Source organism: Flavobacterium sp. HSC-61S13 (genome assembly GCF_024171535.1).
In the GTDB taxonomy this organism is placed as follows: domain Bacteria; phylum Bacteroidota; class Bacteroidia; order Flavobacteriales; family Flavobacteriaceae; genus Flavobacterium.
On record NZ_JALJZV010000007.1, the window covers coordinates 183,277 to 206,274 of the forward strand.

At 34.1% G+C, this 22,998-nt stretch carries 17 protein-coding genes, 5 tRNA genes and 1 pseudogene; 7 read left to right on the forward strand and 16 right to left on the reverse strand.

Annotated features, from left to right (window positions below):
• Positions 1-13: 13 nt before the first annotated feature.
• From L1275_RS09185 to L1275_RS09195, 3 genes are all read right to left on the reverse strand, one after another.
• On the reverse strand, positions 14-397 hold the full coding sequence (locus L1275_RS09185) for a hypothetical protein (RefSeq protein WP_253472055.1): 384 nt from the start codon (positions 395-397) through the stop codon (positions 14-16).
• Between the two features lie 68 nt (positions 398-465).
• Positions 466-999, reverse strand: coding sequence for a Crp/Fnr family transcriptional regulator (locus L1275_RS09190; protein ID WP_253472057.1), 534 nt, complete (start codon positions 997-999; stop codon positions 466-468).
• Positions 1,000-1,354: 355 nt separating this feature from the next.
• A complete protein-coding gene (locus L1275_RS09195) occupies positions 1,355-2,191 on the reverse strand; it encodes an MBL fold metallo-hydrolase (RefSeq protein ID WP_253472059.1) in 837 nt (278 codons plus the stop codon).
• 216 nt (positions 2,192-2,407) lie between these two features.
• On the opposite strand from L1275_RS09195, the gene L1275_RS09200 reads away from it, so the two are divergent.
• The 4 genes from L1275_RS09200 to L1275_RS09215 all read left to right on the forward strand — a co-directional run bounded on the left by L1275_RS09200 (position 2,408) and on the right by L1275_RS09215 (position 5,517).
• Complete coding sequence (locus L1275_RS09200) at positions 2,408-3,298, forward strand: AraC family transcriptional regulator (protein ID WP_253472061.1); 891 nt, start codon at positions 2,408-2,410, stop codon at positions 3,296-3,298.
• 162 nt (positions 3,299-3,460) lie between these two features.
• Complete coding sequence (locus tag L1275_RS09205; RefSeq protein ID WP_253472063.1) at positions 3,461-3,763, forward strand: topoisomerase C-terminal repeat-containing protein; 303 nt, start codon at positions 3,461-3,463, stop codon at positions 3,761-3,763.
• 47 nt (positions 3,764-3,810) lie between these two features.
• Positions 3,811-4,692 carry an ORF6N domain-containing protein gene (locus L1275_RS09210; RefSeq protein ID WP_253472065.1) on the forward strand — a complete coding sequence of 294 codons (882 nt, stop codon included), beginning with the start codon at positions 3,811-3,813 and terminating at the stop codon, positions 4,690-4,692.
• Between the two features lie 417 nt (positions 4,693-5,109).
• Positions 5,110-5,517: a helix-turn-helix transcriptional regulator gene (locus L1275_RS09215; protein ID WP_253472066.1), complete on the forward strand. Its 408-nt coding sequence runs from the start codon at positions 5,110-5,112 to the stop codon at positions 5,515-5,517.
• 839 nt (positions 5,518-6,356) lie between these two features.
• Here L1275_RS09215 and L1275_RS09220 read toward each other — a convergent pair.
• From L1275_RS09220 to L1275_RS09250, 7 genes are all read right to left on the reverse strand, one after another.
• Positions 6,357-7,952 (reverse strand): carbamoyltransferase C-terminal domain-containing protein, encoded by a 1,596-nt coding sequence (locus L1275_RS09220; RefSeq protein WP_253472067.1) that lies wholly within the window; start codon positions 7,950-7,952, stop codon positions 6,357-6,359.
• A 3-nt stretch (positions 7,953-7,955) separates the two neighbouring features.
• Positions 7,956-10,106, reverse strand: a complete 2,151-nt coding sequence (locus tag L1275_RS09225; protein ID WP_253472068.1) for a family 16 glycosylhydrolase — start codon at positions 10,104-10,106, stop codon at positions 7,956-7,958.
• A gap of 10 nt (positions 10,107-10,116) precedes the next feature.
• A complete protein-coding gene (locus L1275_RS09230) occupies positions 10,117-10,944 on the reverse strand; it encodes a glycosyltransferase family 32 protein (protein ID WP_253472069.1) in 828 nt (275 codons plus the stop codon).
• Positions 10,945-11,252: 308 nt separating this feature from the next.
• Positions 11,253-12,203 (reverse strand): HNH endonuclease, encoded by a 951-nt coding sequence (locus L1275_RS09235; RefSeq protein WP_253472070.1) that lies wholly within the window; start codon positions 12,201-12,203, stop codon positions 11,253-11,255.
• A complete protein-coding gene (locus L1275_RS09240) occupies positions 12,196-14,079 on the reverse strand; it encodes an AAA family ATPase (RefSeq protein WP_253472071.1) in 1,884 nt (627 codons plus the stop codon). The genes L1275_RS09235 and L1275_RS09240 overlap by 8 nt, the downstream gene beginning before the upstream one ends.
• A 17-nt stretch (positions 14,080-14,096) precedes the next feature.
• Positions 14,097-15,857 carry a UvrD-helicase domain-containing protein gene (locus tag L1275_RS09245; RefSeq protein WP_253472072.1) on the reverse strand — a complete coding sequence of 587 codons (1,761 nt, stop codon included), beginning with the start codon at positions 15,855-15,857 and terminating at the stop codon, positions 14,097-14,099.
• Positions 15,854-17,929, reverse strand: a complete 2,076-nt coding sequence (locus tag L1275_RS09250; RefSeq protein WP_253472074.1) for an ATP-dependent endonuclease — start codon at positions 17,927-17,929, stop codon at positions 15,854-15,856. The genes L1275_RS09245 and L1275_RS09250 overlap by 4 nt, the downstream gene beginning before the upstream one ends.
• Before the next feature lie 286 nt (positions 17,930-18,215).
• On the opposite strand from L1275_RS09250, the pseudogene L1275_RS09255 reads away from it, so the two are divergent.
• A pseudogene (locus L1275_RS09255) lies at positions 18,216-18,596 on the forward strand (recombinase family protein); the annotation flags it as partial.
• Between the two features lie 730 nt (positions 18,597-19,326).
• On the opposite strand, the gene L1275_RS09260 reads toward L1275_RS09255, so the two are convergent.
• The 6 genes from L1275_RS09260 to L1275_RS09285 all read right to left on the reverse strand — a co-directional run bounded on the left by L1275_RS09260 (position 19,327) and on the right by L1275_RS09285 (position 20,627).
• Positions 19,327-19,401, reverse strand: a tRNA-Pro gene (locus L1275_RS09260).
• 6 nt (positions 19,402-19,407) lie between these two features.
• Positions 19,408-19,491, reverse strand: a tRNA-Ser gene (locus tag L1275_RS09265).
• Positions 19,492-19,645: 154 nt separating this feature from the next.
• Positions 19,646-20,203 (reverse strand): GNAT family N-acetyltransferase, encoded by a 558-nt coding sequence (locus tag L1275_RS09270; protein WP_253472076.1) that lies wholly within the window; start codon positions 20,201-20,203, stop codon positions 19,646-19,648.
• A gap of 161 nt (positions 20,204-20,364) precedes the next feature.
• A tRNA-Arg gene (locus L1275_RS09275) sits at positions 20,365-20,438 on the reverse strand.
• Positions 20,439-20,458: 20 nt separating this feature from the next.
• Positions 20,459-20,536, reverse strand: a tRNA-Pro gene (locus L1275_RS09280).
• Positions 20,537-20,543: 7 nt separating this feature from the next.
• Positions 20,544-20,627 (reverse strand) — tRNA-Ser (locus tag L1275_RS09285).
• A 289-nt stretch (positions 20,628-20,916) separates the two neighbouring features.
• On the opposite strand from L1275_RS09285, the gene L1275_RS09290 reads away from it, so the two are divergent.
• Positions 20,917-22,095, forward strand: coding sequence for an acetyl-CoA C-acyltransferase (locus L1275_RS09290; protein ID WP_253472078.1), 1,179 nt, complete (start codon positions 20,917-20,919; stop codon positions 22,093-22,095).
• Positions 22,096-22,179: 84 nt separating this feature from the next.
• Positions 22,180-22,941, forward strand: a complete 762-nt coding sequence (locus L1275_RS09295) for a C40 family peptidase (RefSeq protein WP_253472080.1) — start codon at positions 22,180-22,182, stop codon at positions 22,939-22,941.
• The last annotated feature ends 57 nt before the right edge of the window (positions 22,942-22,998 follow it).

The window sequence follows — 22,998 nt, forward strand, 5'->3', positions numbered from 1 at the left end:
ACACGGTAATCATTTACAATACAGACCCCAAATCTTTCCCCGCTTCAGAACCCTCAATTAAAAAGGTCAGCTCTTCACATTTCAAAATTTTCCCATTCTTTATTACAAATTCAGCAAAAACCTTATGAGTGTGTTTCGATCCATCTTTTAATATCGAACGAACCAAATGCTTGGTAAAAACGGATTTATCATTAGAGGCACAGTTCAAAACTTCCACTTCCACCCTAGCTATTAGAGATTTTAATTTTTGAATATGGCTTTTAAACTGCTTGAGATTTAAGTGAGTGTGATCTACGATTTGTAGATAATTATACGCAAAATAAGAATCAATTATTTTTTCGTCAAACACCGGATTTTCAATAATCTCGTGCAACATTTCTTTAACTGTAGTTTCCATCTTTTAAATATTTTAATGATACAGCAAAGATGAAACACCGCAACAAGAATTGCGATAACAATTGTTAATTAGAGTCTATTTCGAATCCTACTTAACGAAACAGCTGTGATTCCCAAATACGAAGCAATATAATGTTGTGGCACTCGTTGAAAAATCTCAGGAGCCGTCGTCACTAACTTCTGATACCGTTTTTCAGGATTATCTTTAATGCGCCCGATAAGTAATTTCTGATAGTCCAACATCCGTTGAATAATATACTCATTAAAAGCTTGTAGCAGTGGCAAATCGCGTTTTAGCAATTCGAGTAACCGCTCTTTATCAATCATAAGCAAATCTGCATCTTCGAGAGTTTCCAAGGTGTATTGACTGGGCTTGTCATACCAAAAGCTCTCAATACTACAGAAGAACTGTTCTTCATACAAAAATTGAAAGGTAATTTCTTTGCCATCATGTAAGGTCCATCCTCTTAAAACACCCTTTTTTAAGAAATAAAACTGCTTAGACCGCTGCCCCTCTTCAATCAGCTTCGTTTTTGATTTTACGGATATTGCGCTAAAATAACTTTGTAGTAAATCAAACAATCTCTGATTAATTGTCTTCATACGCTTTGTAATGAGTGAAGTAATAAATGTTTTTAGAACTCCAAAGTTACAAAGTATCACCTAAATAATTAAAACCGCAATAAAAAATTCAATTTTCAGCTTGTTGTCAGTAGTACCAAGCTTTTTCTAGCTAAACGCAAAGGTTTTTCACCCTGTTGTAAACTAGCATAACTCCTGTTTTAAATTGGGGAACATTCTATGGCTTAAAAACAATACGGTACATAAATTTGTCGACATTAATGATAAAAAGGTGCTTTATAAATATATATCAAACCTTTCATTTATGCTTACAACGACTCCCTTGAACGTTGAAAAATTTAAACAGCATCTTTGTGACTAAGGGATTTAATGCAGCTTAAAGAGAAAGTATGATTTTTTCGCCATCCTGAGGAATTATCAATTTGTCTGTTCCGATATTGAATTCAGCAGCCTTCTGTTTTAAAGATTTTCTAGTTGTCCGACAATGATCCAAAGCGTCCATAGGCACAGCAATTACCTTAGCCTTGCCACTATGTCCTATCAAATCCATCGTCTGCGCTTCATCCATGATGATTGGTGTAGCGTCGAAACCTTGAATATACGCCCCTCCGGAATTAACAATGATATAGTCCGGATTAAAATTTTTGATAGTGCTCTTAACTTCATCTGTCCAGATTGCATCTCCAACAATGTACACCGTCGGTTGGTTTTCTGCCTTTAATACAAAGCCCGATGTCTTGCCCATCATTTCCAGTACCTCGCCAGAGCCGTGCTGCGCATCTATACGCGTGATACTTATAGTATTCCATAATATATGGTCGTCTAAAACGCTTGCATTACTAAAACCGCGCTTTTCAAAAAAAGTTTTATCTGCTGGCTGATTTATCAGTCTTATAGATTTATCTAAAACTTTACTCGCAGCATCGTCAAAATGATCAGGGTGTACATGGGTCACCAAAACCAAGTCAAGATCTTCGACGATTTGATGTATAGGTACCACTAAATCAACTGTAGGGTTTTTCTCGATTCCAGCCCATGACTCCATAACTCCTTTAGGAGATAACATGGGGTCTACCAAAATCTTTTTCCCCCCATACTCTAGGAGCAAAGTTGCGTTTCTGACCAACTGAACGCTTATCGTTGTCCCTGGATTAGTTTGTGCCATTGCTAAACCAGCGAACAGCGTCATTGCTACTAAAAGATTTCTTTTCATAAGTTTCTATATTTCTTTTTAATAATATCCCACTTTTCCCTATTAAGTCTTTGGGATTGATGAGTTCTATACAAAGGTCCATACAAGGCGTTATTTTTTAGGTATCAAAAAGATATTGAATACTACCATTTTGATAAGCGCTATACTTTGGTACAGCTTATCAGTATGAGCTGCTTTTTTTAAAATTCACTACTTTTATAAACTAAAAAGTAAGATATGAAAACGATTAAATTTCATAAAACGGAATGCGGTGTTGATTTTCTATTAAATGTGTTGACAGAAAAAGATATCGATTATACCCATTTAGGTGTTTATGATACCGATCATTTTGAAATTTTATTTTTTAAAAAAGCAAAGGGCGTACTGCTTCTAAACCAAAAAGAAATTCAATTGAATGCAGGTTCTATTATCTTTATTTCTCCATTCCAAAAACGAAAATGGGAATTTGAGCCAAATGACCTTGAAGTAACTTCTTTGATTTTTCAAGAAGCTTTTTTAAATGATTTTTTCGCAGACAAACTATTTACTCACCGATTACTCTATTTTTATCAGTTAGTTCATCCTTTGAAAATGACTATAAATACGGATGAATTATTAAAATACTGCGGACTGTTGACAGAGATTAAAAAGGAACTGCTGGATACTCAAACCGATAGTGTTCATATTATTCGCTCTTTGTTGTACTATCTGTTACAAACACTGAATCGCCAATACGCCAATCAACACAACTTGCTTTTAAAGAAATCCGAAAACAATTTCGCTTTTCTCTTTAAGAGTCTAATGGAAATCCATATCAAGGAGAAGCAGCGTATTGCAGATTATACAGAAATGCTTGGCATCAGTCGAATTTCGCTTAATAAAGCCGTCAAAGCCCAGTTTAATACTACAGCGACTCAATTACTAAAACAACGACTTCTTTTTGAAATACAAAACTTACTACTACACTCCAACAAAACTATTAGCGAAATAGCCTACATACTCCATTTTTCAGAATCAAACCATCTGATGAGGTTCTTTAAAGCACAAACAAATCAGACAACAACTCAGTTTATCAACAGTATGAATAACATCCCCTTAAAACACAAACCAAATTCTTCCGATTTATAAGTAAGGTTTTCTTTGCATTCATCCTAAACAATTGAGATTGGACAAGTTTTAAGAGTTATATCACTGATGCAGATGCATTAAAAAAATTAAAAATAGCGAACTTGAAACCATTGCTTTCCTGAAAAACAGGAATCATTTGCTAAAGCGATTACCAATGAGCTAATGAAATCTGCAATTATTCAAGAAAACTTACCTCAACTTACTTGCCCCAAATGTAAAAATCAAAAATTGACTATTAAAGAGAAACTGGTTAAATGTCTAGATGAGGTTTGTAGTTGGATTCAGTTCCGCAATGTGTGTGGCGTACATATCGGCATAGCCGATATTGAAAGCCTGATCAATAAAAGGAAAACTACACTCATTAAAAGGATGAAAAGCAAAGCTGGTAAAAAATTCGATGCGTATATCGTATTGAAAGAAGATTGTACAACCTCATTTGAGTTTGAAAATAAAAAGAAAAAATAATTATATTTACCATTCAACCTACATATAATCAGAATATTGAAAAAACAATGGCTAATAAACTTATCATAGCTCAAAAAGAAATAGAGAATTTAATCTATACCATTCGTGGCAAGCAAGTGATGCTTGACAGCGACCTTGCTTCCTTATATCAGGTGGAAACAAAGAATCTCAACAAAGCCGTAAAAAGAAATATTGAAAGGTTTCCTGCTTCTTTCTGCTTTCAACTGAGCAAAGAGGAAGTTGAAAACTTGAGGTTCCAAATTGGAACCTCAAGTTTGAGCTACGGCGGAAGACGTTATTTTCCCTATGTTTTTACTGAACAAGGTGTTGCGATGGCTTCTGCCATACTCCGTTCAGCTATTGCCGTTAAAGTCAGTGTCGAAATTATGGAAGCCTTTGTTGAAATGCGGCATTTACTTATCAGTAACGCTTCTTTGTTTCATCGTTTGGATAAGATTGAACTGAAACAATTGGAAGCTGATCAAAAATTTGAAGCAATCTTTAAAGCATTGGAAAAAGATAAACTACACAGTGATAAAGGTGTTTTTTATGATGGGCAGATTTTTGATGCTTATACTTTTGTATCCAATATCATCCGAAATGCAAAAATCTCCATCATACTTATTGATAATTATGTAGATGATACAGTACTTACCTTGTTAGGAAAACGCATACACAAAGTGACCGCAACAATATATACCAAGAGCATCAGCAATCAGTTACGGCTGGATTTACAAAGGTACAACAGCCAATATCCTCCGATTGAGATTGAGATTTTCTCCGATGCTCACGACCGATTTATAATAATTGACGGTACGGAGCTTTATCATATTGGAGCATCATTAAAGGACCTGGGCAAAAAATGGTTTGCCTTTTCAAGAATGGATCTTGAGGTGGCTAAGATGCTAAAAATATTGTGCGGATTATAGCCCTATTTAAAATATAGAATATCAATCAAAAGCCTCAAGAAAACAAACTTCTTCTTAGCGAATTTTGAAGTGTTGTTCTCTCGCCAGAGTAATAAGTAGTCTGCAACGATCCACATAGGTCACATCAATTTGATGACCAGGTTTAAAACCGCTTTCCTTTTAACCATTTTCCACTTAGAACAACGATGGGAAAAACGTTAAAGGAAGTATCCTTTCGCTTTATATATTTTTTACAAATCATTAGTTTCCTTGTTTTATTTCTGTGTTTTTCATTTTCGTTTATTTTAAGTTATATTATAAATAAACATATTTGGGTTCTTGTTAAAAACACATAAATCTTATATTTTACATAGAATCACCTGTTTTTAACAGGCATTTCACTATCTTTAGTTCAAAGAATATAGTAATTTTGAAACCATGAACCAGACCAATACCCACAAAAAAATACATCATGGCAGAAATATTAAGCGTTTTCGAGAAATGCTCGGTATCAAACAAGACGCTTTAGCCTTTGAACTTGGTGATGATTGGAACCAACAAAAAATATCGTTGCTTGAACAAAAAGAAACGGTTGAAAAAAGTATGCTTGCTCAAATAGCTAGATTACTCAAGATTCCTGTTGAAGCAATTGAAAATTTTGATGAGGAACAAGCCGTTAATATCATAGCAAATACTTTTGGGGATTATGCTTCTTTTTTTGGTACGCAAAACATTCATCCAATTGACAAATTAGTTCAACTTCATGAAGAAAAAATAGCTTTATATGAGCGTATGTTGAAAGAAAAAGAGGAAATGATGTTACGCTTGGAAAAGTTGATAAAATAGAAGTAAAGGGCTATAGCTTATAATAGGAACACCATTCAAAATCTTTTGATTTGGTACTGCAATATTAAGTTGTGCATTTAATTGAAGAATGTACTTCTCCGTATAGACAAACGCAGCTTTTTTATTTATGGGAGGTTAGCGCTTTGTTTCTGAACACAAGCTTTCTCTTAGGTTAGAAACACAAAAGTATTCGGAAGAATGATATAAATATTTTTTGTAGTACTTTACTAAATCGCTCCAAGAAACTCATAGCGGTGTTTCCAACTGCCTGACCATAAAAGTCAATACCTTTGATAGTTATAAAAAAAGCAAATTCAAAGAATATAAGAGCAATGGCATTACAAATTTACGTGTAGATTCCTACCGCTACGCTGCGGCATCCTAGAGGAAAAATTCGACAAAAAAGCAACTTAGCGCTAGGCGCGCTAACTCTTTTTTTATGCGCTAAAACGGCGCTTAAGCAAGCTTGCGCCATTTTAGCGCATAAAAAAGCTCTGACTTTCGTCAGAGCTTTTTTGTCGTCCTGTCGGGACAATTTTCGAACCACTTTTTGGAGGATTTGAGAAAATTGGTCTCAGAAGATAAGATTTATTTCTATTTTTTAAAACTTTATTTTTGAATGAAATAGAACGCGATAAATCTCAAAATAGATTTTAAAGCGTTATATTTCATGTATTAACTAACTCGATCAAATCCATAAAAACTAACCTTCTCTATCTAAAGAAAATTCCTTACATACTTGTTACTTTATGGAAGGTTGACCTCAAGTTTCTTGAAAAAGTTCTATTATATGTAAGATTGCTACTCATCTCTTAAAGTCCATACGGTTATGAATGATATCATTTTTTCAAATGATCTTGATAATATTTTGAAGACTTTAAAACGTAGATTTTTCCATTTACTACAAAACCATCTAACTTATGCTGAATTGTATATAGTGAAAGGTCGTCAAGCTTGTTTATAAAACCTCTTCCATTAAAATTCAACGAAGTATTACATAAAACCCCATAACCTGTCAGTTTCTTAAAAGCCTCAAGCAAGTTATAAAGATTTTGATTTGATACAGGCGAAACTGTTTGTATTCTTGCTGTTTTATTGACATGAGTAACTGCTGCTAATGCATCAGTTTTTGCAATATAGGTATAAAGCATATATGGACTTGGATGATTACATCCAAACCAACGAGTAGCATCTTCTTCTAAACAAACTGGTGCAATTGGTCTAAATTGCTCACGCTGCTTGATTTCGTTCAATCTTGTCTTAATACTCTCATTAAAAGGTGCTGCAATAATTGAACGATTACCTAAGGCTCTAGGTCCTATTTCATATTTGCCATTAATCCATGCTAAAATCATATCATCAGCTAACATTTTGGCGACTTTTTCATTATTAGCCTCAAGGATATCATACTCATCTAAATTTATATTGCAATCAACATCAAAGTGCTGACCTGAGTACACATCCCAATCAATTTTTGGAGTGCCGGTAAAATAAAATTGAGCATCTATAGCAGTTCCGATCGCAGAACCTGAATCATTCGCTACTGGAGGCACAAAGATCTCAGAAAAAAGCCCTGTTTGCTTCCATTTGCTATTCCAGTCACAATTTAATCCACAACCTCCAGCAATAACAAGAGGTAATTTTTTTTTTAAATTAGCTTTTGCAAACTGATAAAAAATATCAAAAACTCTATCACTAAAAATACCTGCAAAATTTCTGAATTCGTTATCCTCAACTCCAACATTATAATATGGTGCATTTTCAAGATCATCATATAAACTTAGTTGAACATGTGAAGAATCTAATAGAAAATTCATTAATTTTTCTTCCTCTATTGTAGGAATACTTCGTTTTGAAAAAGAAGATAAAGCCATTAATTTACCAGCATCAGAAAACCTAGAAAAAGGTGCGTTTTTTGGAAAACTTGGATCAGCCAAACCATATATTGAAGTATATCGATTTCCTGGTTCATTCAATACATCTGAAATAAGTTTGATATTCAATGCTGAGTCAACTTCATAAAAGGCACCTATTGCTCCTTCCCATATTAAAGCATAGAAAGGACTTCCTTTAGGTAAGTTTGACATACCAAAAGCAGAAAGCAAATGTGATCTCTCGTGTGAAGATGAGAAAAAGTACACTTCTTTTCCTAACATTTGTTGTTTCCGTATTGTAATACTGCTTTTTTCAATACCACGATATCCTACATGCTGAGAGAATCCTATTATCGGCTCCTCTCGGGGCCACCAACCTCCTGTGCAAATAACGTCAGGAATTTCATTCATTTCGCTTAAAGTACGAAATACATCGTGGCTAGATATTGGAGAATATCGATAATTTGAATTTTTTTCTGCTTCAATTGAAAATATTAGTTTATTATTTTTCAGATATGCAATCGAACCATCATGTCCAGGGTTAAATGAAAGTATATTCATGTTTTATAATTGTTTTGCGTTAATTATTACATTTTTAAAAATAGTCACAGTAGGAAGTAATCGGTCAGATAGTGTTCCAGCAAGTTCTTTTGACCGACATGGCCAAATATTTAAGTGAAGTGACATTGGAAGATGCGGAATTGGTGTTGGATTCCATACAACACGTTTGTGCACTAAGTAATCATCTACAAACCATCGTATCTCAAATTCATACCATTCAATGGTATATTTATGAAAGGATTTTGACGCATCAAAACCAAGGTCAATATAAGTCGGTGTTCCTCGATAACCATAATCAAATTTATCACCTTCATCACCAGGATTGTAAAAGACATTCACCAGTAGACGATTAGTGTTTTTACCAGCGATTTCAATATCAATCTCTTGACGAGGAGAGTCTCTATGTAAAAAGAAACCTGTTATAACTCCTGGGACATTAGATGCTTTCAAGATAGCTTCAAATCTACCGTACAAATATTGACGGTTACTCGTTATAGCTCCTGCACTATACTTTCTAACACCAAGATTGTTTTTTTTGACAACTAACGTAAGACCTTCTTTTAAATCAAGCTCTATATTTGCGTCTCTAAACAAAGCAAGATTATCAGTAAAAGTATCATTCCTAAGTGTCCAAAATTCATTATCTAAAACCCTGAATTTTTCTTTTCTTATTGTATAATTCGCCTTTAATCCTCGGTCATTACAAATTATATCAATCCCTCTCCATTGGCGATCAGTTTCTACCACCCATGGAGAAGAGTCGTGCTTTAGTTTTCCTAACTCTACAATTTTATTGTTTTCCTTTTGTTGAGTTTTAAGTATTCTAATTCCTCTATCTGTTAAATCTGGAAAAGGACAATCTGGAGGTGCAGTTCTGAGAAGTTGACATATAATCTTCCATTTATGTAAATCTGTTGAATTTAAAACCACAAAATTATTTTTATCAAGATTTTCAATTAATCCTAAATAACTTTCGTTCATCAATTCGTTTTTATGTAATGTAAAAATAAATTTAGCATTGGGATAAGACTCCTTTAAGTCGCTGATATGTTGTTGTAAGACACTAATATTAACATAAGCGTTGAAAAGCGGTTGATTCTTTCCTGATATAAGATTATCAAATTCAGTTTCTGGTATAGTTTCTAAATCACTGCAACATCGATAACCAAGCATTGACAATGCCATTGCAAGAGATGTAAGCCCAGAATCTTTCGGACCAAACGCAAATACTGGAACTTCTCTTGGAGTATTGTGAAATAATGCTGCACCCTCGCTGGTAATAGCTCCAATTTTTGTAAGTGTAGGCAGTATTGAATATGAATTAGTAGAGGCTAAATCAAGTCTTTGATTGATTATAGACTTATGTGTAGCGATAACATTCAAAAATTTAAATTTATGATTTATCCATAAATCTATTGGTCCTTTACACGGAAGAAGTTTAAGTAGTTTTTCTGCCCCTTGTTTTGAAATGACATAACCTGAGAGATTCCATAAACCACAGACTGGACGAAATACTTTATTAGATATAAAAGTTTTTGGAGCCCCGTTCTTTACCTCTTCAAAGGATAAATAAAGTATATCAAATTTACTTTGTCCATTTTCTTTTATTTCTAACCAAGCTTTATTGAGTTCTTTAGTAAAACCAGGTTTAAACCAAATATCATCTTCCAGAATGAGAGTATACTCATTATTGTTAGAAGCTATACTTTTCCATAATTCTATGTGTGAATATGCAACAGCTATCTCAGGTCTACTCATTCGGATTTGGGAATAAAGATCCACATGAGTCGGCATCGCAAGAGGTTGAGGCTCTACGAAAAGTTGATCTTCAAGTGTATAATTTGGATCTAAATTATTATTCCTAATAGGATCTTTTAAAAAATCCTTTGCGTCTATAGCATTATACCGCTCTACCAAGCTATTGAGCTTAGTTCCTGAGATGTCTAATATTTGTTTTAATTCTGCATCAATCTCTTTCCAACGAGAAGGTTGACGCTTCAAATTAATTACATAAATATGGCTAATTAGGAAGCTTGAATTGTTATTTTGGGCTCCAAATGCTTGACATTTTTTATTAGGGAGTAATCGTCTATATTTTAGTGCCGTACCAAACAAATATTTTAAATGCGATGACCAATTAGAATTTTTCCTCATAAATAGTTATTCAATTGATTCCTTTAAAATTTTGACCATTTGACAAACGCCAATTTCTTGCATCATTGCGATAGCTCAAGGGCCACTTACTTTCAGCAATATCCTCCCAATTAGTTAATACTAAAATTAATTGTTCCTCTGTATTCGTTTCAGCTAGGATATCAATTACTGATTTCGTAAGGTTACCTGGACCAGTTGTAGATTGTATCTCAGGTAAACTATCAATTGTATCTGTTTCTAATAATGAGATAGCAAGAGAAAGGGCTTGCTCAATTATCGGATGCCTACTTTTAGCTATCAGAGGATTATTATTGAAATAGAAAATCCAACTTTCCGAATTTGCTCCAAACTTGGTAAAAACAGATGGAGAAACCATAAAATGTGTAGACATGTCATAACATAGTGGCTGAATCTTTAATCTTCCATCATCAAAGAGATGATTAATATCTGCACCATTATAAACATCATCTGCATCTATATAGCAACCTCCTTCAATAAAAATATAACAAAGGCGAAAAAAGTCAGATTGCATTGCTGGATGATAACATTTATCGTAAGCACTTTTATATCTTTGCCCCAATTTTTCGAGAATAAATTCTCCTGATTTTTTACTATCAAAAAGTAATCTTTCATAACCTAAGGTTTCGAGTTGACACCAACTTTGAATACACTCGTTTACATCTTCAGGTAATCTTTCAAGATTATCCCAAAATTGTACAATTTTCTTTGGAATTTTATTATTGTCTAATAATCTATCATTATTAGCATTTGTGTTTTGAACGAGTGCTTTAACAAAATTAGAACGAGCGTGATCATCATCTTCTTTGGTTGTATTCATTTTCAAAAATATATTTAGTTAAACTTAGATAGTTATTAATCATTTCAATAAGATCATATGATTCCTCAATAATCCATTGATTATCCAGAAATAAGCTCTTTAAAATGTCTGATTACTCTTGTTTTAATAGGGAATTTATATTCTTATCTTTTATATTATCCAATTTACTATTGTTTAGTAACGTTTTTCGCACCCAATACCATAATTTTATGTTATTGGCTCTTACTAATGTAAGACGTTTCGAAATTCGATATTTTCACAAAATAAGATACACTTGGAGTATTTACACTCGACCACATATTTATTAGTTATTTTATTAATCCTAATTCTTTTCCGATGTCTTGATATAGTTTAGCCAAAGGTCTTTTATGAATATCTTCTTCTGTAGCATAATTTCCTAAAATCATCCTGTCGATTTCATTGTCACTAAACTCTAAACCTTTCTCTTTATATTTCTCAAGATAAGTCCTATAAGTGTCTGAATATTTGATTTTACTCTTAAATATTAATTCTACAACATGGTCAGAATGTAATTCATATAAGTCTTTTAATTTAAAAACTTCTAAATGTCCTGGAATATTCTTGATGATTTTAACTTTAATACTGTTTTTATCAAGCAATGTACTTATGATTCTGCTCGAGACTGGTTCAAATGTGAATGAAAAAGCAGAGCTTTTTAATAAATATGGGTTAGTCAGGCCTACTATTAATGGATCTTTTTCTTCCTTTGCTCCAAAGCCATTACAAGTTTGACAACTCGGAATAAGGTTATAAAATGACATTGCAAGGAAAGGGTACTTTGATTGTGGGAAAAAGTGATCTATTTGAGGTTTAATCTCTTTACTTCTGGAAATGTAATAGATATAATTTCTATTACAGTATGGACATGTGTCCCTATCTATTCTAGTAATGAAATCGTATTTAGAAAATTTATCTGATTTATCATAACAGTTTTTAACAAAAATATTGTAAAGAACAAAGTGTGAATCAGTAGTAGAGTCTATAAAATCAGGATAAAAGTTAGTGATGCTGGCAATAATTCTTTCTAAGGTATTAGGTCTTGCTGTTATTAATCTTTCTAATTCATTATCGTTCAATAATGATTGTAAATAGTTTCTTAATTCTCCAAAAGGACTTGCTTTGCAACCATTTATGCTTATTCCTGATTTTATAATATTTCTTATTCTTGATTGAATGATATCTTTTACAGTATTAAAATGGTTGTTAGCTTCAATATCATTTAGATTTAAATTAACCATTTGATTTCAATTTTTGAAGTTCAGCTTCTAGTTCATCGATACGTTTTTGTTTTTCAAATTTCAAATAATACATATCCAAGAGTTTGTTTCTCAAAAAGGGTTCACCAATAATATTTATATTTTCTAATATTTCATTTCTTTCATCATCAGTACTGTTTTCCATGTTTTTTTCTTTTAGAGTCTTAATAGTCTGATCTATTTTATTTAAAGCGAATGCCCCAACTGCTCCCTCTGTTAAAAAGAAACTTTGGCCTAACAGATCGTGAATATTTCCTCCAAATGTTTTTAGTTTCTCCGCTAATGGTTCTGGTAACCCAACTTCATTCAAAAATAAAATGTTTGATTCAGGAATATCTGACAGTATAAATGGGGAATGAGTAATAAAGCAGATATTGATGCCTAAAGTTCGCTTAAGGGAAAGTTTTTCTATACTTTTTATAATATAATCAATGTATGTTCTTTGCATTTCTGGATGAGCATACATTTCTATTTCTTCAAGTACTACATTTATATATCTGTATGCAGTTCTTTTTTGAGTGTTAGAAGGAACTGACTCTAAATTAAGAATATGGTAGAGGATAGAACTGACAGAATAAATCATTTGCTTTTCTCCTGAACTTAATGTTTTAAATGACACTCTCTTCTTTTTATTGTTTACTGAAGCTAGTCCTACCTCAACAGTAAAGATGGGTGGAGGAAGAAGTTCTATACTTTCAGCTTTTATGGTTTTACGTTTCAGAATGTCATTATTTATTTTTGATAAATTTTCAAGAGATATTATCTGATCTTTTAATTCAATATGTTTAAATTTTAGAAAATTGATAGTTTGTCTCAATTTTAAAGTGATATGTGAAGAGTCTTCATATATTTCTTTAAAAAATTGCTCTATTTTTGAATTATTAAATTTCTTTTCTTCTTTCAGAAAATAATCGTCTTCGTGATTGTAATATTTTAATGCAATACTTACCAGCTTGTAAATAACATAGTCAATAGCAATTTGATATTTATTTAAATCAAGGTTCTTATATCCAAATTTAAAGTAACGATCAAGTTTTCTTAGTAGATTGTCTTTATCTAAAATTATCTCTCTCATCGTGATCGAAGTTTTGTCATTCAGTCTATAAAGTTCTTTATAGGGCTTATTACTGATATTCTTATTTACTTTTAATTCTAAATCGCTGGCATAAAGATTCTTTGAAATACTTCTGAAATGATTGTCTGGTATTGGCAGGAGCAGATTTGTAATAAAGCGTGACTTAACAAGATGATTTTCACTATTAATATCAATATTTCCTTGTTTCCTAAACGGATTTAATACTAGAGGAGTACGATATCCGTCGTTTTTGTGAAATAATCCATCGAGCCACTTATCGTTGTCACTTGCATTGTAAGCGTAATGAGAATAGTTAACTACGATAGAATAGAAGAAATCTTTTAGGTCTATCGCTTCATGTTTAATGGGAATATTTATTTTTTTACTTCTTCCATCATATTTAAAGAAAGAAATCTTGTCGTCAACAATTTTAACTTTATAAAAAGTATCGGTTTCAAAATATAGTTCTACTTTTAGATTCTTTAACTTCTGTATATCAGCGATTTTAATTTTTTGATAATCAAAAGCTATATTATTAATGACTCGAAAGAGTAATTCAATGAGCGTACTTTTTCCTGAACCGTTTTTACCAACTATTGCCTGAATATTTATTTGTGTTTTTTGTGTAGAAAAAAAATGCATCGGGAGACTAGTTCTCTCAGTGATTTTGTCTTCAGCATCGATTTCAAAATTATTTAATAAAAAATATAGAGTATCAGTTGATAGTAGTTTTATATATTCAGGGTGACAATTTTCTAATGGTCGAATGGCGATAATTTTCATTTGTATTTTATGATCGATTATTGAATAACTAAAGGCTCAACTACGTTTCCGAACCAATTTTGCAATGTTGTAATAGCTGTCGCAGATAGTTCTTGCGTAAATAATAAGGTTAGGCGTTTTTTAGGTCGGGAACATGCAACATAAAATAAATTTCGGTTTCTTTCGAAGGAGTCTTGTTTGCCTTTAGGGACACCATTTGTAGCCCATTCTAGCATTTGATTCCAGTTATAGTTGTTCCAACCCCTTCCAAATACAACAAGAACATTTTCAAACTCTGCACCTTTAACACCATGTTTTGTTGAAAACAAAGTCTTATCATCAATATATTGCACAACATTAATAAGTTCTGAATAAGGAATACTTCTGATATTTTTAATCTTTTCTGCAAATGCAATTTCTTCTTCTGTTTGCTGTTCTATAGCTTTCTGATTTATTTCAAAATGACGTTTTTCTTTTTCTTCTATCTTTTTTGATATTCTTGGTCTTTTAGTTTTTTTTAAAATATCTATTACATTGCCTATTGTTCCATTATTGCGAGCCTCAATTAGTCGTGTCATATCAGAATACCAGGCTTCTTTATCAGCATGTTTTCTAATACGAGGTGCATTCATATTAAAAGCATTTAGCATTTCGCCGTATTTTTTATTACGGAAAGCTACTGACCCGGGTTCAACTACATCAGATAAAAATGAAATATAATCATCATTCTTTTTCAAATAATCATCTGTATCACTGAACACTTTAAATATGTTTTGATAATTTTGCTCTGATGCCAATACACTATTTGTAAGCATTAATACTTTTGTTGTGTCAGCAGCTATATTCCAACCTTTTTCTTGTAGCTTAGTAATTGTTTTTGATAGATAATCGTGTGCCGTTACTTCTGGTAAATCATCTTTCCAATGGTTGCCAGTTCTTCTTTCTCCAGTATAATAATTGGAATGATATATTAAAATTTCACCTGTTGAATCTGGGTCAGATTCGTGTTGTTCTAATTCTGGTCTTATTTTATTTAATGCTTTAACAATCAATTTGTCTGATCTAAAATTGGCTTGTTTACCTATAATTTCAAGCTTACCTTCTGTTGCAGTAATTAGACCACATGAATTACTGCCATAAATTTTTTGCCAGTGGTCTCCAAAAAAACCAATTAGAGGCCCTTCTTCTGTTTCAATAAAATTTTCAACAATTGCATCAGCAAGATTTTTATTTGTATCTTGATATTCATCTATAAAAATTACTGGAAATTTATTAGTAAGTATTTTTTGAAATTTTTTGTCATCTAATAAATATGTCAACAGCTTTATAACATCATCGTGATGTAGGAATATCTCATCTGCTGTAATTTTCGGGTATCCTAAGTTGTATATTACTGTTTGTTGAGTAATGCCCCCTACTTCTTCAATTCTTTCTTTCCATCGATCAGTTAGATTTGGAATTTGCTCACGTATTGCTTTTTGGAAATCTTTAATCACATGCCAGCCAAAAGCATGAATTGTTTCAGCGAAAATAATTGGGTTGTTATCTGTACGTGATTGTATTTCTTCTTTTGCAACATTTGTATAAGTTATACATGCTATTTTTTTGTTCGAGCGTAGGAAACTATCACTATTATTCTTTATTTGATGCTTTAAAGCTTTAATTAAAGTGTAGGTTTTTCCTGCTCCTGCACCAGCTTCTACTAAAAAATTTTTATTAGCCGCTAAAGAGGCGAAAACTTTTTCAATACACTTAATCGAAGCCTTTTCAGCCGGGCTCATGTTTTCTACTTGTGTCATTTTATTTCGTCTATTACAGTTGCTATTACTTTTTGTACTTCTGGGGCTGGAGTGTTAGGATACTGAGCTAACCATTGTAATCCTTCAATAAGGTAATAAGGGACATTCCACGCTGTAACTTCTAGGGCATATTTTAATGCGAAATCTGTTTTGTCATCATCTCTTGGAGCATTTTTATATGCATTAAGAGCCTGCTCAATATCATTATCACCAGATAATGCACACAGTTCAATATTGGCTAACATAAACGCATCTTCATAACTCCTTGCACAACAATTTTTACCAGATTCAGGGATTTGATATGCAATTCTCCTAAATCCATTAGTTTTTTGTTCAGGAGTTTTTGCCATTAAGTCAGCAAGAGAAATATGCCCTTTGGCTTCTTTGTCAAACCAGTTCTTGATACCAGAATTACTGCTATGGGTTGCGCCATCTACTTGATGAGAAGAATAGACTGTTCTATCTTTATCATTTTTATCTTTTAGGACTGTCGCTCTTACAGAGTCCAAATCTGTTATTAAAACCGTTCTTAATTCAAGAAAATCAAGAAATTTATAAAAATGATGCATATATGCTCCGCCTACTTCAATTACAGATATATATTGTGGGTTGAGTTTAGGTGTATTTTCGTTTGCTAATGAATCTATTTTTTCAATTATAACAGGCATTAGGATACGTTCTGTAGCGCCTTCAATTAAAATTGCCTTGTCTGCAAAATATAAATCACACTTTGTAAGAGTAAGATATTTATGTAAAAATTCTTTATCTTTTTGTAATTCAGGGTTAATAAATTCATTTCTTAAATCTTTTATTCTGGTTGCTCTCTGTTCGTTTTTAGAAGTCAGAAAATAACGTATAGCATCGAATTTAGCTTCATTTGCTATATGAGTGGAATGTGTAGTTACTACAAACTGGACAGGCCATGGGATATTATTGTTTAATGTTTTTGAAAACTCAGATGCTATCTCATTGAGTTGTTTTATAAATACCTGTTGCATTTGCGGATGTAAATGAGCTTCTGGTTCCTCAATAAAAACTATATAAAGACCATTTGCTATTGGCCTGCTTTGCCAATCTCTGAAGAACTCAAACAATTGGAAAAGAATGTAAATTAGATTGCGAGATCCTAATCCGTTATAAGTTTCAGGAAGAAATAATCCGTTCCCCTGACTATATCTTATTTTTGTATGGCTGTCAAGTATATTCGCTACGTCTAGAGTTGTTTCAGTACTCAAATTAGGATCTGCTAATCCTGGATAACCAAATATTTTTAAGGCTGGAAGTAATTTGTCAAGCTTTTCATTAAATTCAGTATCTACTGTTTGTTGAATTTCTTTGACAACGGTTTGCAAAGCTTCTGACTTTTCTTTCATATCGGCCGGAGCAGTAGTTACATTTGCCGTTTTAAATAATTTAGATAAAACCTTTCCTAATACATCTTTTTCTGTATGGGTGATGTCATCAAGACCACGTTGAGCATTTATAAATCCAGCGCCTAAAAGCTGTCTAAATTTTGAATATTCCATGGATGCTAGATTGGTATCATCATTTGGATCTTGTGCAAAAACTTTTACTTCATGTAATTGTGGTATTCTCTCTTTCAGGTTCTTTAAAAATTCAGAGATACTTTCTGGGCTATCATCGGGAATACCATTAAAAAAGGTATCTATTTTACCATCTTGTAATTGATATTTTATAATAATTACTACTGTTGTAGATTCTGGGTTTAAATCAATAATAAAATCACCAAGTATACCCAAGTCAATAGCTTCAGGATTATATTCAATAGTAAACTTAATTTCTATAGTAGGGAGTATTTTTCTAATTTCATCCTGCTCTTCTTTTTTCAGATGGAGAATCAATGCTTCCTTAAATTTTTCTACGGATGATATATTAAAATCATACAAGCTAAAAGAAGGAGTTTTATCAGACAGAAGTCGTCTAAAAATTTCTGTTAAAGATGTCTTGCCGGAATTGTTTCTTCCAACAATTACTGTCGATTTTTCTTCAAGTGAAAGTTCAATGTCTTTTAAAAGTCTGAAATTTTTTATTTCGAGTTTTTTTATTCTCATAACAGCAGTATTATCAAGGTAATTTTGGATTTATAAAATTTTTAAATGGAAATTTAATCAATTACTAAACAGACAAATATAACCAAATAAGAGCTCTCTCATTTACGGAAAACCGTATTTGAGTCGTAAATAAGAGTGTCTTATTTAACGCGGAGCTGATTCTTTTTTAGAACTTTAACGTTATCATGAGAAAGACATGGTATCAGCAATGATCTACTTCAGAGTCAGGACAGACGAACATGCACAAATAGGGTACTATCAGCGTTGCTAGAAAGAAAAATTAAATAAATATTTCAAAGACAATCGTATTGAAATTTTCCAGACCATCTTTGAAGACCATTCAACAAAAAATTTCGAACGGCCAGCATGGACTACCATGATGAAACAATTAAATATCAATAAATCTAATAGACCGCAAGTTATTCTAATTACTCGTTGGGATCGGTTAAGTAGGAATACGGCGAATGCTTATTACATGATTTCTCAGCTCCAAAAACTCGGTATTGAACCTCAGGCTACAGATCAATCTTTGAATATGTCAGTACCTGAAAACAAAGTATTACTGGCGATATACATCGTCACAGCAGAAGTAGAGAATGACCGAAGATCTTTAAATATTAAGCAAGGTATACACAAAGCTAAAAAGGAAGGGAGATATATGGGATGAGCGCCCATAGGTTATCTGAATATATCCCTACCAGACGGAACAAAAACAATAATTCCCCGTGAGCCAGAGGCAACATTAATTAAAAAAGTGTTTGAAGGATTCGATGAAAATATGTCTGTTCGCTCTTACTATAAAACAGTTCTCAATACAGGATTAAAATGTTTTCTAAATGTTTTTCTATTAAATATTTTAAAATCTGATCTATTACAATAAAAATAAGAGCTCCATCTTTTGAAGAAAATAATGTTGTAAAAACTCAAGGAGTTCACAAAATAGCTATAAATAGGATTGCCTCCGCTGTGCTACGGCATCCTAAAGGGGAGATTCGATAAAAAAGCAACTTAGCGCTAGGCGCGCTAATCCTTTTTTTATGCGCTATCACGGCGCTTAAGCAAAATGAAAATGGCAGGATTAACGAGGTGGCAGGATTGCCTCCGCTGCGCTACGGCATCCTAAAGGGGAGATTCGATAAAAAAGCAACTTAGCGCTAGGCGCGCTAACTCTTTTTTTATGCGCTATCACAGCGCTTAAGCAAAATGAAAATGGCAGGATTAACGAGGTGGCAGGATTGCCTCCGCTGCGCTACGGCATCCTAAAGGGGAGATTCGACAAAAAAGCAACTTAGCGCTAGACGCGCTAATCCTTTTTTTATGCGCTATCACGGCGCTTAAGTAAGCTTGCGCCGTTTTAGCGCATAAAAAAAGCTCTGACTTTCGTCAGAGCTTTTTTGTCGGGGTGGCAGGATTCGAACCTGCGACCTCCTGGTCCCAAACCAGGCGCGATGACCGGGCTACGCTACACCCCGAAGTTGCGGAGAGACAGGGACTCGAACCCTGGCGACAGTCACCCGTCGACAGATTAGCAATCTGCTCCGTTACCACTCCGGCACCTCTCCTTGCTCTAGAGAATTACCCCCTTTGCGATTGCAAACGTAAGAAAAAGTTTTATTAATTACAAACTTATATCGGGGATTATTTTTAGTTAAACAGGTACCTATTCATATTCAATTGATTAAATAATTCATTTACAATGTACTCCTTTTAACAAACTTATCCCAGTCCCAGTCCCAGTCCTTGCAACCACGCTGTTCTCGTGATGCGACTCACCAATTCCGTTCGTTCTTCATTATCTAAAAACGACAACCGACTCTGTTGTGTATATTGGTATGTAAAACCGCATTTCTCCTGTACCTTTTTTGACTGTGCGTTATTGTCAAAACAACCACACCATATCGATTCCAGTTTTAAGTCCTCAAATCCATAACGCAAAATTTCACATACCGCTTCCGGTATCAATCCCCTTCCCCAAAACGGTACGCCAATCCAATACGAAACCTCCCCTTCGTTAGCTGCTATGTCAAAATTACTATTGGAACCAAGCAGCAATCCAATGAGACCAATGGCTATATTGTCGTCCTTTAAGGTCACCGCAAAAATCCCTTCATGCGCAAATACCGTTTTAATAATTTCCGCACTTTCCTCAACACTGCGATGTGCAGGCCAACCCGCAATAGGACCGATTCGCTCATCTTTAGCGTATTCGTATAAAGTTACCGCATCGGTCTCACGCCACGGCCGCAATTCCAATCGTTCTGTTTTTAAAATCATCTTTTTTATTTTATCGCATTTTGGCTACGCCTAATTATACGAAAATGCCCAAAAGCTGGTATAGGTTTAGTCGCTTTAGCAGCAGTATCGAAAAAATTCAATTAGAAGGTAAATTTACTGCTATAAAACAAAAAAGCCTCAACTTTCGTTGAGGCTTTTTGTGATCCAACCAGGATTCGAACCTGGGACCTACTGCTTAGAAGGCAGTTGCTCTATCCAGCTGAGCTATTGGACCATAATCTTTTTGGGTTTTATTGGTCGGGGTGGCAGGATTCGAACCTGCGACCTCCTGGTCCCAAACCAGGCGCGATAACCGAGCTACGCTACACCCCGAAAATTGCGGAGAGACAGGGACTCGAACCCTGGCGACAGTCACCCGTCGACAGATTAGCAATCTGCTCCGTTACCACTCCGGCACCTCTCCGTTGCAAAAGAGAATTACTCTCTTTGCGGTTGCAAACGTACTACAACTTTTCAATTCACACAAGTGTTTTGAGACAAAAATCACGAATATTTTCGTCATCGAAAGCAAAACCACTAATTATCAGCCGCCTAGTTATTATAAAAAAATTAAAAATTTAAATACTAATTATCGAATTCTTCAAAAGTCGTTAGTGAGCGGGCGTAAAAAGTCTTTTAGAAAGATAATAATACCGTTTAATTGCCGAATAATCATTAAATTCGCGTATTCAAACTAATAAAAACTATCAATCATGAATAAAAAAATCGTAATCGTTTCAGCAGCAAGGACTCCAATCGGAAGTTTCTTGGGAGCCCTATCTACAGTTCCTGCCCCTAAATTAGGTGCTACTGCAATTAAAGGAGCCTTAGAAAAAATCAACCTTGATCCAAAACTTGTTGATGAAGTAATTATGGGTAACGTTGTTCAGGCAGGAGTTGGTCAAGCACCAGCACGCCAGGCAGCCATATTTGCAGGATTGTCTAATGAAGTTGCTTGTACTACAGTAAATAAAGTTTGTGCTTCTGGTATGAAAGCGATTATGCAAGGTGCTCAAGCTATTATGAGCGGCGATGCTGAAATCGTTGTTGCTGGTGGTATGGAAAACATGAGCATGATTCCTCACTATTTACCGATGAGAAACGGTCAGAAATTTGGACCTACTACTTTGGTAGATGGTATGCAAAAAGATGGACTTACCGATGCTTATGACAATAATGCGATGGGAGTTTGTGCTGACTTATGCGCTACAGAATATAATATCTCTCGTGAAGAGCAAGATGCTTTTGCCATTGCTTCATACACGAAATCCACTCAAGCTTGGGAAGCTGGAAAGTTCAATAGTGAAATCGTTCCAGTTGCCGTTCCACAAAGAAAAGGTGATCCAATTATGGTTACCAAAGATGAGGAGTACACCAATGTTAAATTAGATCGTATTCCTACACTTAACGCCGTGTTCACTAAAGACGGTAGCGTTACTGCTGCTAATGCTTCTACTATCAATGACGGTGCTGCCGCTGTAGTATTGATGAGTGAAGAAAAAGCTTTGGAATTGGGTCTAAAACCTTTAGCTTATATCAAAGGTTATGCAGATGCTGCTCAAGAGCCACAATGGTTTACAACAGCTCCTGCTAAAGCTTTACCAAAAGCGCTTAAAAAAGCGAATTTAGAATTAGGAGATGTTGACTTCTTCGAATTCAATGAGGCTTTTGCAGTAGTTGGTTTGGCTAACGCTAAAATATTAAATTTAGATGCTGATAAAATTAACGTGAACGGTGGAGCGGTTTCTTTAGGTCACCCTCTAGGTTGTTCAGGAGCTAGAATTATCGTAACTTTATTAAGTGTATTGGAACAAAATAATGCAAAAATAGGAGCTGCCGCAATCTGTAATGGTGGTGGTGGTGCTTCTGCTATGGTTATCGAAAGAATCTAAACATACTATAACCCCACAAAAAGATGGGTTTTGATTGTAAAATCAAAACTCATCTTTTACTTTTGTATCATAAATCCCATGCCCATGTTTGCCATCTGTAATCTCGCTATAGTTCCTTTACGTAAAGACCCCACCGATACCAGTGAAATGGTGACGCAGGTCTTATTTGGAGAGCATTTTAGCATTTTGGAGCAAACGCCAAAATGGTCGCTGATCGAATTGGCCTTTGACCGCTATCAGGGATGGATTGACAACAAGCAATATCAAATTATTTCGGAGGTCGAATTTAAAAATTTATCTCAGGAAAGCGCCGTACTCAGTGGGGATTTAATTGATTTCATCACTACTGCTGATCACGCTTTGATCCCAATTCCACTGGGAAGCAACCTTACTTTTTTAAATCAAACCCAAATCAACACTCAGCAATTTGCGTTTGAAGGTACCACACTAACTGGAAAATCAGCCAAAACCAATTTACTCAATACAGCATTTCTGTATTTAAATGCACCCTATTTATGGGGTGGTAAAACTCCTTTTGGTATCGATTGTTCGGGTTTCACCCAAATGGTATATGCCATCAACGGTTATCAAATTCCGCGAGACGCTTCGCAACAAGCTACTATTGGCGAGGCCTTGAGCTTTATAGAAGAAAGCGAAGTCGGTGATTTGGCGTTCTTTGACAACGAAGAAGGCATTATCGTTCACGTCGGGATCATCATGGAAAACAACTACATCATTCACGCTCATGGAAAGGTGCGCATCGATCGCCTAGACCACCTTGGTATCTGCAATGTTGACAGCGGCAGGCATACCCATAAACTACGCGTGATAAAAAAAATCATTTAATCGGCTTACCCACTGCCGATTTAAAAATAATAAAAAGCGTATCTTTGTCGAAATTGA